The sequence below is a fragment of the Afifella pfennigii DSM 17143 genome, assembly GCF_000688515.1.
GTDB classification, from domain to species: Bacteria; Pseudomonadota; Alphaproteobacteria; order Rhizobiales; family Afifellaceae; genus Afifella; species Afifella pfennigii.
Window position 1 is genome coordinate 93826 of record NZ_JHZK01000003.1, and the last position, 11733, is coordinate 105558.

Below are 11733 nucleotides of genomic sequence, written 5' to 3' on the forward strand. Positions count from 1 at the left end.
GCCTCTCCTTCGGCAGCCTTTCGTGGCGCGAGGCCACCTCAATAGGGCGCCTCGACCTTGCCGAGATTGACGTAGACGCTCTTGCGCTCGGTGTAGAAATCGAGCGCGGCGAGGCCGTTCTCGCGGCCGATGCCGGATTGCTTCACCCCGCCGAAGGGCATGGCGATGGGGGTGAGGTTATAGGCGTTCACCCAGACGGTGCCGGCCTCAAGCGCGGCGGCGACGCGGTGGGCGCGGGCAAGGTCGCGCGTCATCAGCCCGGCGGCGAGGCCGTACTGGCTGGCATTGGCCCTTCTCACCGCCTCTTCCTCCTCGGCGAAGGTGAGCACGCTCATCACCGGCCCGAAAATCTCCTCGCGCACGATCTCCATGCCGTCATGGCAGGCGGCGAAGATGGCGGGCCGCATGAAATGGCCGTTGCCGAGCCCGTCCCCGGTCAGGCGCCTGCCGCCGGTCAAGAGCCTGGCGCCGGCGCGCTCGGCCCGCGCCACGAAGCCGAGCACCTTTTCAAGATGCGCCGCGGAAATCAGCGGCCCCATCTGCGTCGCCGCATCGAGCGGGTCGCCGACAAGGATGTTTTCGGTGCGCTCAACGAGCCTTGCGAGGAATTCCTCCGCTATCGATTCATGCACGAAGACGCGCGTGCCGTTGGAGCAGATTTCGCCCTGGGTATAGAAGTTTGCGAGCATCGCCGCAGAAACCGAATCATCCATGTCGGCATCGGCGAAAACGACGAGCGCCGACTTGCCGCCGAGCTCCATGGTGACGTGCTTCAAGGTCTCGGCGGCCGCCGCCATGACGCGCCGCCCGGTCGGCACGGAGCCGGTGACGGAGACCTTGGCGATGCCGGGATGGCGGGTCAGCGCCGCGCCCGTCTCGCCGGCGCCGAGGACGACGTTGAAGAGCCCGGCCGGGGCACCGGCCTCCTCGACGATCTCGGCGAGCTTCAGGGCCGTCAGCGGCGTCAATTCGCTCGGCTTGAAGACCATGGCATTGCCGGCGGCGAGTGCCGGGGCCGTCTTCCAGGAGGCGATCTGGAGCGGATAGTTCCAGGCGCCGATGCCGGCGCAGACGCCGAACGGCTCGCGCCGCGTATAGGCGAAGGCCTCGTCCGTCAGCGGCATGTGCTCGCCGTGGACGACCTGGGTGAGGCCGGCGAAGAACTCAAAGCAATCGGCGGCCGAGCCGATATCGGCCTCCGGTGCTTCCTGGATGGGCTTGCCGGTATCGAACACTTCCAGCCGCGCCAAGTCGTCCACCCGCTGGCGCAGGAGGGCGGCGACGCGATAAAGCACGCGCCCGCGCGCGGCCGGCGCCATGGCGAGCCAGTGCCGCTGCGCGGCGGCGGCGGCGGCCACGGCGCGGTCGACGGCGGCGGCATCGGCGGCGGCGAAATGCGCCAGCGCCTCGCCGGTCGCCGGATTCTCGGTGAGAAGCATCTGCCCGCCGCCGGGAAGCTTGTGGCCACCGATGTGGCAGGCAAGGGGAGGAAAGAGGGGTGCGTTCATGGGAGGGCCGCCGCTATGCTGGTGGGTGCCCAAATTGTCGAAGAGCGGGCGGAAAGGCAATTTCTCCCGCAAACGCGCCTTTGCAAGCCGGCTAGCGCTTGCAGAGGCGGGCCGGCGACACTATACAGCGCCCACACGGACGGGTGTGTAGCTCAGTTGGTAGAGCAGCTGACTCTTAATCAGCGGGTCCAGGGTTCGAGTCCCTGCTCACCCACCAATCTTTTCAAGCACTTAGCGGATGGCGCCTGAGGGCGGTTCGGGACCGTGCGGCCGCAAGAAGGGGCCGAACGGTCGACGGAGCTCGCGGCCTTTCGTGCGCAGGGCGTTCCTCAGCCGCCTCGCGGCTCCTCGCCGGGCGGCTTCGGCTGCGGCTCTTCGGCCGGCGCTGCCTCGGCCGGCGCTGCCTCCTGCGCGTCGCCCATAGGCTCGTCGGGCTCGGCCGACGCCGCCGCGCCGCGCGTCTCGGGCGCTTGCGTTTCGCCCGGCGCGATGCCGAGCTTGGCCAGAATGTCCTTGAGGATTCCCATGGTCCCGTCTCCCCCCGGGGAGAGCCTTTCCTGCTGTCGGGCCGCCGGCGGCATGTCTCCCCAGTTGCGCAGCTTACGTCGTGGTGGCAAGGCGACCTTGATATACGTCAAGACGTAGCAAGAATTTGCGGCGATATAGGGGGCGTCTGGCACGGATTCTGCATCGATAGACTTAGAGGCGGATCGGTGGATGAAAGGTGGCCAGGCGTTCTCTTCAGAATTCTTGCAGCCTCGATGCGGCTTTCGGGCCGCTTTTCGGCGGCGGCCCCTCTCATGCCGATGCCCGTTTCTTTCGCATATGCACAAGAGGTTTGAACACAGTATGAGCGCCCGGCCGGGGCGCATTGCGGAGCACCTGCCGTGACGATTGCAGCCACACCGATCCCTTCCGCCCTACCGCGGCCGGCGAGCCGCGCGGAGGTGGAGCTGACCGGCATCTACGAGATTTCCAAGCTTCTCGCCTTGCCGAACCGGCTGGAGACGACGCTGGCCGGCGTCTTGTCGCTTCTTTCCAGCTTCCTGGACATGCGCCACGGGCTGATCGCGCTTCTGGACAAGAGCGGCGAGCCTGAGATCGTCGTCGGCTCCGGCTGGAGCGAGGCGAGCGCGCAGCGCTACTTCCGCCGCCTGCCGGAAGAGGCGATCGGGCGCATTATCGCCACCAAGATGCCGCTGGTGGTGCCGAATGTGCGCACCGACCGGCTGTTCGCCGGCTCCGACCTCGCCGGCTGGGGGCCCGATGACGACATGCCCTTCTCCTTGATCGGCGTGCCGATCAAGGAGGAGCGCGAGGTCATCGGCACGCTGACCATCGACCGCGCCTATTCGGAACTCGGGCATGTGCCCTTCGACCAGGATGTGCGCTTTCTGACGCTGATTGCCAATCTCGTCGGCCAGACGCTCAGGCTGCACAGAACCGTGGCGCGCGACCGCGAGCGGCTGATGGAGGAGCAGCGGCGGCTGGAGAAACAGCTTTCGGCGGCGAAGATCACGCCGGCGACGGGCAAGGTGGGCGGCATCGTCGGCGAGAGCCCGGCGTTGATGGCGGCGCTCGACAAGGTGAAGGTGGTGGCGCGCAGCCGCTCCGCCGTGCTCTTGCGCGGGGAATCGGGCACCGGCAAGGAGCTCTTCGCCTGCGCCTTGCACGAATTGTCGCCGCGGCGCGAGGGGCCGTTCGTCAAGCTCAACTGCGCCGCCCTGCCGGAGAGCGTCCTGGAATCGGAGCTGTTCGGTCACGAGAAGGGCGCCTTCACCGGCGCGATTGCCCAGCGCAAGGGGCGCTTTGAGCTCGCCGATGGCGGCACGCTCTTCCTCGACGAGATCGGCGAGATCTCGCCTGCCTTCCAGGCCAAGCTCCTCAGGGTCTTGCAGGAGGGCGAGTTCGAGCGCGTCGGTGGGACGAAATCGATCAAGGTGGATGTGCGCCTCGTCTGCGCCACCAACCGCGACCTGGAGGGGGCGGTGGCGCGCGGGGAGTTCCGCGCCGATCTCTACTACCGCATCTCCGTCGTGCCGATTTTCCTGCCGCCGCTGCGCGAGCGCTCCGGCGACGTGCCGCTCCTGGCCGCCGACATCCTTGCCCGCTTCAACAAGGAGCATGGCACGGCGCTGATGCTGGCGCCGGAGGCGATGCAGCTTCTTTCCGGGTGCTACTTTCCCGGCAATGTGCGCGAGCTTGAGAACTGCATCCGGCGCACGGCGACGCTGGCGCGCGGGGCGAAGATCACCGCCGACGATTTCGCCTGCCGCGATGAGGGCTGCCTTTCCTCCGTCTTGTGGCAGGGGACGAGAAGCCCGGCGGCGCCGACCTTTCCCGGCGGCTTCACGCCGCTGCCGGTGATGCCGGCCGCAATCTCGCCAAGCGGCAGGGCCGCGCCGCCGGCGCAGGCGGCCGCCTCCACCGTGGGCGAGCGGGCAGAGAGCGCCTGTCCGGCGCCGGGGGCCTGCCCGGTGCCAGGGGGCGAGGGACGCTCGGAGCGCGAGCGGCTGGTGGAGGCGATGGAGAAGGCCGGATGGGTGCAGGCCAAGGCGGCGCGGCTTCTCGGCATGACGCCGCGCCAGATCGGCTACGCGCTCCGAAAGCACTCCATCCCCATCAAGCGGTTCTGACGCGCCGGCCGACGACGCTCCGGGGCTGTGTCGCAGACCCGACAATCCTGTCGAAGGGGCGACAGGGAGGCCCGTGCGCTTTTCGCCCTAAGCCTCTGAAATCGCGCCTGCCGCGTTCTGGCACGGGCTTTGCTGCGTTGCGATTGAAGGCCTGCGAGGTCGTCTCGCGGGCCGGCTTGCGGGTCATGGCGCGGAGGCATGCGTGGCGGAGCTTATCTCTCTTGACGGTCTGAAGGGGCCGAGCTCGAGCAAGGCGATGCGCGCCGAGCTCGGCAAGGATGGTTGCGCGGCAGGGGCCTGCGGGGCGCCGGGCGGGGCGGGCGCGATGCCGGCCGAGATCTGGGAGAAGGTGAAGGACCATCCCTGCTATGCGGAGGAGGCGCACCGTTATTTCGCCCGCATGCATGTGGCCGTGGCGCCCGCCTGCAACATGCAGTGCCATTACTGCAATCGGAAATTCGACTGCGCCAATGAGAGCCGGCCGGGGGTCGTCTCCGAACGGCTGAGGCCGGAGGAGGCGGCGAGGAAGGTCGTCGCCGTCGCCAACGCGGTGCCGCAGCTCTCCGTCCTCGGCATCGCCGGGCCGGGGGACGCCTGCTACGACTGGGCAAGGACGAAGGCGACGTTCGAGGCGGTGCGGGAGGCCATCCCCGACCTGACGCTGTGCCTTTCCACCAACGGGCTCGCCCTGCCGGAACGGGTGGAGGAGATCGCCGCGCTCGGCATCGACCATGTGACGATCACCATCAACATGATCGAGCCGGAGGTCGGGGCGAGGATCTATCCCTGGATCTTCCACCAGCATCGCCGCTGGGAGGGCGTGGAGGCCTCGCGGATCCTGCACGAGCGGCAAATGCTCGGGCTGCGCATGCTGGTGGAGCGCTCCGTCCTGGTGAAGGTCAATTCGGTGATGATCCCCGGCGTCAACGATGCGCATCTTCTGGAGGTCGGCGCGGCGATGAAGGAGGCCGGGGCCTTCCTTCACAACGTCATGCCGCTCATCTCCGATCCCGCGCACGGCACCCATTTCGGCCTGACGGGCCAGCGCGGGCCGCGGCCGATGGAACTGAAGGCGCTGCAGGACAGGCTCGGCGAGGGGGCGCGGTTGATGCGCCATTGCCGGCAATGCCGGGCCGATGCGGTCGGCATTCTCGGCGAGGATCGGGGGCAGGAATTCACCCTCGGCAAGCTTCCCGATGAGGCCGCCTACGATCCGGCAGGGCGCGCCGAATACCGCGAGGTGGTCGTCAGGGAACGCGGCGAGCTGGCGGTAAGCCGACGAAAAGCGGAGGCGCAGCTGCGCCGGATCGAGGCGGCGCCGAGCCGCCTCGTCGCCGTGGCGAGCCGCGGCGGCGGGCGCATCAACCAGCATTTCGGCCATGCCACGGAATTCCTCGTCTTTGAGGTGTCGGCGAAGGGCGTCGGCTTCGTGGGGGCGCGCCGGGTGGAGAGCTATTGCAAGGGCGGCTTCGGCGAGGCGGAGGCGCTTGAGGGCGCCATCGCGGCGCTGGAAGGCGTCGCGGTCGTCCTCGTCGCCAAGATCGGCGAGGCGCCGAAGAAGAAGCTGGCGGCCGCCGGCATTACGGCCAGCGAGGCCCATGCCTACGAATGGATCGAGGCGGGCATCGCCGGCTGGTACGCGGCCGCCTTCACGACGACGAGCGAGACGGGGCGGTCAACCTTGAAAGCCGGATAGAAGGAGAGACGACATGGCCTACAAGATCATCAAGTCGCAATGCACGGTGTGCGGCGCCTGCGAGTTCGAATGCCCGAACGCGGCGATCAAGTTCAAGGGCGACACCTATGTCGTCGACGCCGACACGTGCACCGAATGCGAGGGGCATTTCGATGCCCCGCAATGCGCCGCCGTGTGCCCGGTGCCCGATACCTGCGTGCCGGCCTGAGCGAGCGGGAGGTGGCGATGGGCCTCGGCCGCGAGCTTGAGAGCGAGCTTCACCGCCCGCCGGCCTTCGCGCCGGGCGCGCGCGTGCGGGCGGAGAAGCTCGTGCGCAACGACGGCACCTTCGCCGGACGGGAGATCGGCGAGGTGCTGGCGAGGAAGGGCGAGGAGGGGTATGTGCGCGATATCGGCACCTACCTGCAGCGCCACTACGTCTACGCCGTGGAGTTCATCGCCAGCGGCCATGTCGTCGGCATGCTCGCCCGCGAGCTGATTTCGGCCGGCGAAGAACGGACGAGCGAGGAGGAGGGGAGGCCATGAAGGTGATGATCCGCCGCACGGCGAAAGGGCTTTTCGCCTATGTCGCCAAGAAGGACCTTGAAGAGCCTATCGTGGCGAGCGAGCACGACACGCTCTGGGGCGGCTGGGTGAAGCTGAAGAACGGCTGGGTGCTGGAAATGCCGGAGATGCCGGCCGAGACGCGCCTGCCGATCACGGTGGAGGCCAGGAAGCTGGCGGACGCGTCGGCGTGAGCGCCCCGTTGGAACGGCCGGCCGTCGCGGAAAGGGGGGCCGCGCTCGCCGCCATCGCCGACGGGCTCGCGCAGGGCCGGCTCATCCCCTATCTCGGGCCGGGCGTTCTTGAGGAAGATGCCGGCGGGGAAGATGGCGGCGTTCCGAAAAGCCATGGCGAGCTTGCCGCCTTCCTGGCGGCGAAGGTGGCGCTGCCGGGGCGGGCGCGCGGCAATGCTTTCGCCGCCGCCCAGTTCATCGAGACGCGCCGGCACCGCAAGACGCTCAACGCCCTGATGGCGCAAGCCTTCGGCAAGCCGGTGACGCCGAGCGCGCTGCATGGCGCGCTGGCAAGGCTCTCGCAGATCCCGCTCATCGTCGACACCTGGTATGACGGGGCGATGCGCGCCGCCCTGTCGTGCCGCTCCGATTGGGGCGAGGCGCAGGGCATTTGCCGCGCCGGCGTCGGGGAGGCGCGCTGGTATGCCTTTTACGACGTGACGGGCGCGGAGATCGTCGCGCCGCCGGCGCATGGCTGGGCGAGCCTCCTCTACAAGCCGCACGGGGCGGCGGCGCCGGCCGGCAACTTCCTCGTCGCCGATGCCGATTATGTGGAAGTGCTGACGGAAATCGACATCCAGACGCCGATCCCGGAACTGGTGAAGACACGGCGCCGGGAGCGCGGCTTCGTCTTTCTCGGCTGCCGCTTCGACGAGCAGACCTTGCGCCTTTATGCCCGCCAGATCATGAAGCGATCGCGCGGACCGCATTACGCCCTGGTGGCGCCGGAGCGGCTGACGCGCAACGAATGGCGCTTTCTTGCCAGCCAGGCGATCCTGCCGGTGGCCGCGAGCCCGGACTGCCTCGCGGAGGCACTGGCGCCGCGCGCCTGAGCTTCCCCCCACGCACGACAAAACCTCCCCTCGACGCCGCAGAGCTGTCGCGATTGTCGGAGACCGGACAGCGACTGTCGGGTTGGCGCGTTCGGGCGCCTTTTCTCAAGTCACTGACATTACGTTGTTTTTTCTTCTCGGGCCTTCTGGCACGGGCTTTGCGTGGAAGAAAGCGGGCGGCCACAGCGCCGACGAGATTCCTCGAACCCGACACTGAGGAGACAAGGATATGAGCTCACTTCGCCAGATCGCGTTCTACGGCAAGGGCGGCATCGGCAAATCCACCACATCGCAGAACACCCTGGCCGCTTTGGTCGAGATGGGCCAGCGCATCCTGATCGTCGGCTGCGATCCGAAGGCCGATTCCACCCGTCTCATCCTCAACACCAAGATGCAGGACACGGTGCTGAGTCTGGCCGCGGAGGCCGGCTCGGTGGAGGACCTTGAGTTGGAGGAGGTTCTGAAGATCGGCTACAAAGGCATCAAATGCACGGAGTCCGGCGGTCCGGAGCCGGGCGTCGGCTGCGCCGGGCGGGGCGTCATCACCGCCATCAATTTCCTGGAAGAGAACGGCGCCTACGACGATGTCGACTACGTCTCCTACGACGTTCTCGGCGACGTCGTGTGCGGCGGCTTCGCCATGCCGATCCGCGAGAACAAGGCGCAGGAAATCTACATCGTCATGTCCGGCGAGATGATGGCGCTCTACGCCGCCAACAACATCTCCAAGGGAATCCTGAAATACGCCCATTCGGGCGGCGTGCGCCTCGGCGGCCTCATCTGCAACGAGCGCCAGACCGACCGCGAGATCGAATTGTCGGAGGCCCTGGCGGAGAAGCTCAACACCAAGCTCATCCATTTCGTGCCGCGCGACAACATCGTCCAGCACGCCGAGCTGCGCCGCCAGACGGTCATCGAATACGCGCCCGATTCCAAGCAGGCGGAGGAATACCGGACGCTGGCCCGGAAGATCCACGAAAATTCCGGCCAGGGCACCATCCCGACGCCGGTCTCCATGGACGAGCTTGAGCAGATGCTGCTCGATTTCGGCATCATGAAGACCGAGGAGCAGGCCCTCGCCGAGCTCGCCGCCAAGGAGGCGGAGCAGGAAGCGGCCTGAGGCAAGACACCGGGGCGGCGGCCGCGGCGGCCAGCGCCCTCCCAACCTTCCTTTTCGAGGACACAGCGATGAGCCTGGATGACGAGAATGCGGGCGCCGCCAGCGCCGACCTCATCGAAGAGGTCTTGAAAGCCTATCCCGACAAGGCGGCCAAGAAGCGCCGCCGGCACCTTGCCGCCGCCGCCGCGCCGAGCGCGGAGGAGGAGAGCGAGGGCCTCGTCAGCGCATGCGGGGTGAAGTCGAACATCAAGTCGATCCCCGGCGTGATGACCGTCCGCGGCTGCGCCTATGCCGGCTCCAAGGGCGTCGTCTGGGGCCCGGTCAAGGACATGGTGCATATCAGCCACGGGCCGGTCGGGTGCGGCCAGTATTCCTGGTCGCAGCGGCGCAACTACTACACCGGCACGACCGGCGTCGACAGCTTCGGGACGATGCAGTTCACCTCCGATTTCCAGGAGAAGGACATCGTCTTCGGCGGCGACAAGAAGCTTGAGACGATCATCGACGAGATCAACGAGCTCTTCCCCCTCGCCAAGGGCGTCACCGTGCAGTCGGAATGCCCGATCGGCCTCATCGGCGACGATATCGAGGCGGTGGCGCGCAAGAAGAAGAAGGAGACCGGCAAGACCGTCGTGCCGGTGCGCTGCGAGGGCTTTCGCGGCGTGTCGCAATCGCTCGGCCACCATATCGCCAACGATGCGATCCGCGACTGGGTCTTGGGCAAGGGCGAGGCGGACGAGGAGGAGATCGGCCCCTACGCCGTCAACATCATCGGCGACTACAATATCGGCGGCGATGCCTGGGCCTCGCGCATCCTCCTGGAAGAGATGGGCCTCAACGTCCTCGCTTCCTGGTCGGGCGATGCGACGCTGAAGGAGCTGGAGCGGGCGCCCAAGGCCAGGCTCAACCTCATCCATTGCTACCGGTCGATGAACTATATCTGCCGGCACATGGAGGAGAAGTACGGCGTTCCCTGGACGGAGTACAACTTCTTCGGGCCAAGCCAGATCGCCCAGTCGCTGCGCCATATCGCCAGCCATTTCGACGACACCATCAAGGCGAACGCGGAGAAGGTGATCGCCAAGTACCAGCCGCTGGTCGATGCCGTCATCGCCAAATACGGGCCGCGCCTGAAAGGCAAGAAGGTGATGCTCTATGTCGGCGGCCTCAGGCCCCGTCATGTCGTCACGGCCTATGAGGATCTGGGCATGGAGATCGCCGGCACGGGCTACGAATTCGCCCATAACGACGATTACCAGCGCACCGGCCATTACGTGAAGGAAGGCACCCTCATCTACGACGACGTGACCAGCTACGAGCTGGAGCGTTTCATCGAAGCGATCAGGCCGGACCTCGTCGGCTCCGGGATCAAGGAAAAGTACCCCATCCAGAAGATGGGCGTGCCGTTCCGGCAGATGCATTCCTGGGACTATTCCGGCCCCTATCACGGCTATGACGGCTTCGCCATCTTCGCCCGCGACATGGATCTGGCCATCAACAACCCGGTCTGGGGCCTGTTCGACGCGCCCTGGGCCGCAAGCCAAGCCGAGCTGGCGGAAGCCGCCGAATAGGCGCCGCCGAGACGTTCAACGTCCTTCAGGAAAGGGACGAAAGATGCCGCAATCCGCAGAAAAGGTCCTCGACCACGCGCCCTTGTTCCGCCAGCCGGAATACCAGGAGATGCTCGCCAGAAAGCGGGCCGAGGTGGAGGACATGCCGCCCGCCGAGAAGGTGGCGGAAATCGCCGACTGGACGAAGAGCTGGGACTACCGGGAGAAGAACTTCGCCCGCAAGTCGCTGTGCATCAACCCGGCCAAGGCCTGCCAGCCGCTCGGCGCCGTCTTCGCGGCGGCCGGGTTTGAGAAGACCTTGAGCTTCGTGCATGGCAGCCAGGGCTGCGTCGCCTATTATCGCTCGCATCTGGCGCGGCACTTCAAGGAGCCGTGCTCGGCCGTTTCCTCGTCGATGACGGAGGATGCGGCGGTCTTCGGCGGCCTTGCCAACATGATCGAGGGGCTGCGCAACGCGCACGCGCTCTACGAACCGAAGATGATCGCCGTCTCCACCACCTGCATGGCGGAGGTGATCGGCGACGATCTGCAATCCTTCATCATCAACGCCAAGGAGAAGGAGGCGATCCCGCAGGACTTCCACGTTCCCTTCGCCCATACGCCCGCCTTCGTCGGCAGCCATACGACCGGCTACGACAACATGCTGAAGGGCATTCTGGAGCATTTCTGGAAGGGCAAGGAGGCTGAGAGGAACGACACGCTCAACATCGTGCCGGGCTTCGACGGCTATGCGGTCGGCAACAACCGCGAATTGAAGCGCATCCTCTATCTGATGGGGATAAAGGCGACGATCCTCTCCGACGTCTCCGACCAGTTCGACACGCCTTCCGACGGCGCCTTCCGCATGTATGACGGCGGCACCAGCCTGGCCGCCACCGAGGCGGCGGCGGGCGCCAGGGCGACGCTCAGCCTGCAGGAGGCCTGCAGCCACAAGACGCTGGAATACGCGGCGAGCTTCGGCCAGGCGACGGCGGCGCTTCATTATCCGCTCGGCGTCGCCGGCACGGACGAGCTCGTCATGAAGCTGTCGGAGCTTTCCGGCAAGCCGATCCCGGAGGAGTTGAGGAAGGAGCGCGGGCGCCTCGTCGACGCGCTCGCCGACAGCCAGTCCTATCTGCACGGCAAGAGCTACGCCATCTTCGGCGATCCCGATTTCGTCTACGGCATGGCCCGCTTCGTCCTGGAGACGGGCGGCGAGCCGAAACATTGCCTCGCCACCAACGCCACCAAGGCCTGGGGCGAGAAGATGGAGGCGCTGTTCGCCACCTCGCCCTTCGGGGAGGGCTGCAAGGCGTGGCCGGGCAAGGATCTGTGGCACATGCGCTCGCTGCTCGCCACGGAGCCGGTCGACCTTCTCATCGGCAGCTCCTACGGCAAGTATCTGGAGCGCGACACCGGCACCAAGCTGGTGCGCCTCACCTTCCCGATCTTCGACCGGCACCACCATCACCGCTTCCCGGTCCTGGGCTACCAGGGCGGGCTGAGGGTGCTGGTCACGCTGCTCGACGCCATCTTCGACAAGCTCGACGAGGCGGCGGGCGCGGCGGGCGCCGACATCTCCTTCGATCTGACCCGCTAGGCCGGGTGAGGGAG

The 11733-nt window shown here is 67.0% G+C and carries 11 protein-coding genes and 1 tRNA gene; 10 read left to right on the forward strand and 2 right to left on the reverse strand.

Annotated features, from left to right (window positions below):
* Positions 1-38: 38 nt before the first annotated feature.
* The gene (gene betB / locus Q331_RS0103750; RefSeq protein WP_407637761.1) at positions 39-1439 is read right to left on the reverse strand and encodes a betaine-aldehyde dehydrogenase; all 1401 of its coding nucleotides are present in this window, start codon (positions 1437-1439) and stop codon (positions 39-41) included.
* A 210-nt stretch (positions 1440-1649) separates the two neighbouring features.
* Between betB and Q331_RS0103755 the strand changes: the two genes are divergently transcribed.
* Positions 1650-1725 (forward strand) — tRNA-Lys (locus Q331_RS0103755).
* 112 nt (positions 1726-1837) lie between these two features.
* Here the strand turns inward: Q331_RS0103755 and Q331_RS0103760 are convergent.
* On the reverse strand, positions 1838-2035 hold the full coding sequence (locus Q331_RS0103760) for a hypothetical protein (protein WP_026379570.1): 198 nt from the start codon (positions 2033-2035) through the stop codon (positions 1838-1840).
* A gap of 360 nt (positions 2036-2395) precedes the next feature.
* On the opposite strand from Q331_RS0103760, the gene nifA reads away from it, so the two are divergent.
* From nifA to nifK, 9 genes are all read left to right on the forward strand, one after another.
* On the forward strand, positions 2396-4144 hold the full coding sequence (gene nifA / locus Q331_RS0103765; RefSeq protein WP_084174727.1) for a nif-specific transcriptional activator NifA: 1749 nt from the start codon (positions 2396-2398) through the stop codon (positions 4142-4144).
* Between the two features lie 256 nt (positions 4145-4400).
* The gene (nifB, locus tag Q331_RS0103770; protein WP_084174754.1) at positions 4401-5840 is read left to right on the forward strand and encodes a nitrogenase cofactor biosynthesis protein NifB; all 1440 of its coding nucleotides are present in this window, start codon (positions 4401-4403) and stop codon (positions 5838-5840) included.
* A 13-nt stretch (positions 5841-5853) separates the two neighbouring features.
* Positions 5854-6048, forward strand: coding sequence for a 4Fe-4S dicluster domain-containing protein (locus tag Q331_RS0103775; protein WP_026379573.1), 195 nt, complete (start codon positions 5854-5856; stop codon positions 6046-6048).
* Between the two features lie 17 nt (positions 6049-6065).
* Positions 6066-6365, forward strand: coding sequence for a nitrogen fixation protein NifZ (locus Q331_RS0103780; protein WP_026379574.1), 300 nt, complete (start codon positions 6066-6068; stop codon positions 6363-6365).
* A complete protein-coding gene (gene nifT / locus Q331_RS0103785; protein ID WP_026379575.1) occupies positions 6362-6577 on the forward strand; it encodes a putative nitrogen fixation protein NifT in 216 nt (71 codons plus the stop codon). The genes Q331_RS0103780 and nifT overlap by 4 nt, the downstream gene beginning before the upstream one ends.
* A complete protein-coding gene (locus tag Q331_RS19860) occupies positions 6574-7449 on the forward strand; it encodes an SIR2 family NAD-dependent protein deacylase (RefSeq protein WP_051630514.1) in 876 nt (291 codons plus the stop codon). The genes nifT and Q331_RS19860 overlap by 4 nt, the downstream gene beginning before the upstream one ends.
* 229 nt (positions 7450-7678) lie before the next feature.
* Positions 7679-8569, forward strand: a complete 891-nt coding sequence (nifH, locus tag Q331_RS0103795) for a nitrogenase iron protein (RefSeq protein WP_026379576.1) — start codon at positions 7679-7681, stop codon at positions 8567-8569.
* A 68-nt stretch (positions 8570-8637) separates the two neighbouring features.
* On the forward strand, positions 8638-10140 hold the full coding sequence (nifD, locus tag Q331_RS0103800; RefSeq protein WP_026379577.1) for a nitrogenase molybdenum-iron protein alpha chain: 1503 nt from the start codon (positions 8638-8640) through the stop codon (positions 10138-10140).
* Positions 10141-10183: 43 nt separating this feature from the next.
* Positions 10184-11719, forward strand: a complete 1536-nt coding sequence (nifK, locus tag Q331_RS0103805; RefSeq protein WP_026379578.1) for a nitrogenase molybdenum-iron protein subunit beta — start codon at positions 10184-10186, stop codon at positions 11717-11719.
* Positions 11720-11733 lie beyond the last annotated feature (14 nt).

Excerpts from the sequence above, each read along its gene's own strand:
- betB (WP_407637761.1), bottom strand. The coding sequence starts at position 1,439 with ATGCTTCTCACCGAGAATCCGGCGACCGGCGAGGCGCTGGCGCATTTC.
- nifB (WP_084174754.1), top strand. The coding sequence starts at position 4,401 with ATGCGCGCCGAGCTCGGCAAGGATGGTTGCGCGGCAGGGGCCTGCGGG.
- nifK (WP_026379578.1), top strand. The coding sequence starts at position 10,184 with ATGCCGCAATCCGCAGAAAAGGTCCTCGACCACGCGCCCTTGTTCCGC.
- Q331_RS0103775 (WP_026379573.1), top strand. The coding sequence starts at position 5,854 with ATGGCCTACAAGATCATCAAGTCGCAATGCACGGTGTGCGGCGCCTGC.
- nifD (WP_026379577.1), top strand. The coding sequence starts at position 8,638 with ATGAGCCTGGATGACGAGAATGCGGGCGCCGCCAGCGCCGACCTCATC.
- nifH (WP_026379576.1), top strand. The coding sequence starts at position 7,679 with ATGAGCTCACTTCGCCAGATCGCGTTCTACGGCAAGGGCGGCATCGGC.
- Q331_RS0103760 (WP_026379570.1), bottom strand. The coding sequence starts at position 2,035 with ATGGGAATCCTCAAGGACATTCTGGCCAAGCTCGGCATCGCGCCGGGC.
- nifT (WP_026379575.1), top strand. The coding sequence starts at position 6,362 with ATGAAGGTGATGATCCGCCGCACGGCGAAAGGGCTTTTCGCCTATGTC.
- Q331_RS0103780 (WP_026379574.1), top strand. The coding sequence starts at position 6,066 with ATGGGCCTCGGCCGCGAGCTTGAGAGCGAGCTTCACCGCCCGCCGGCC.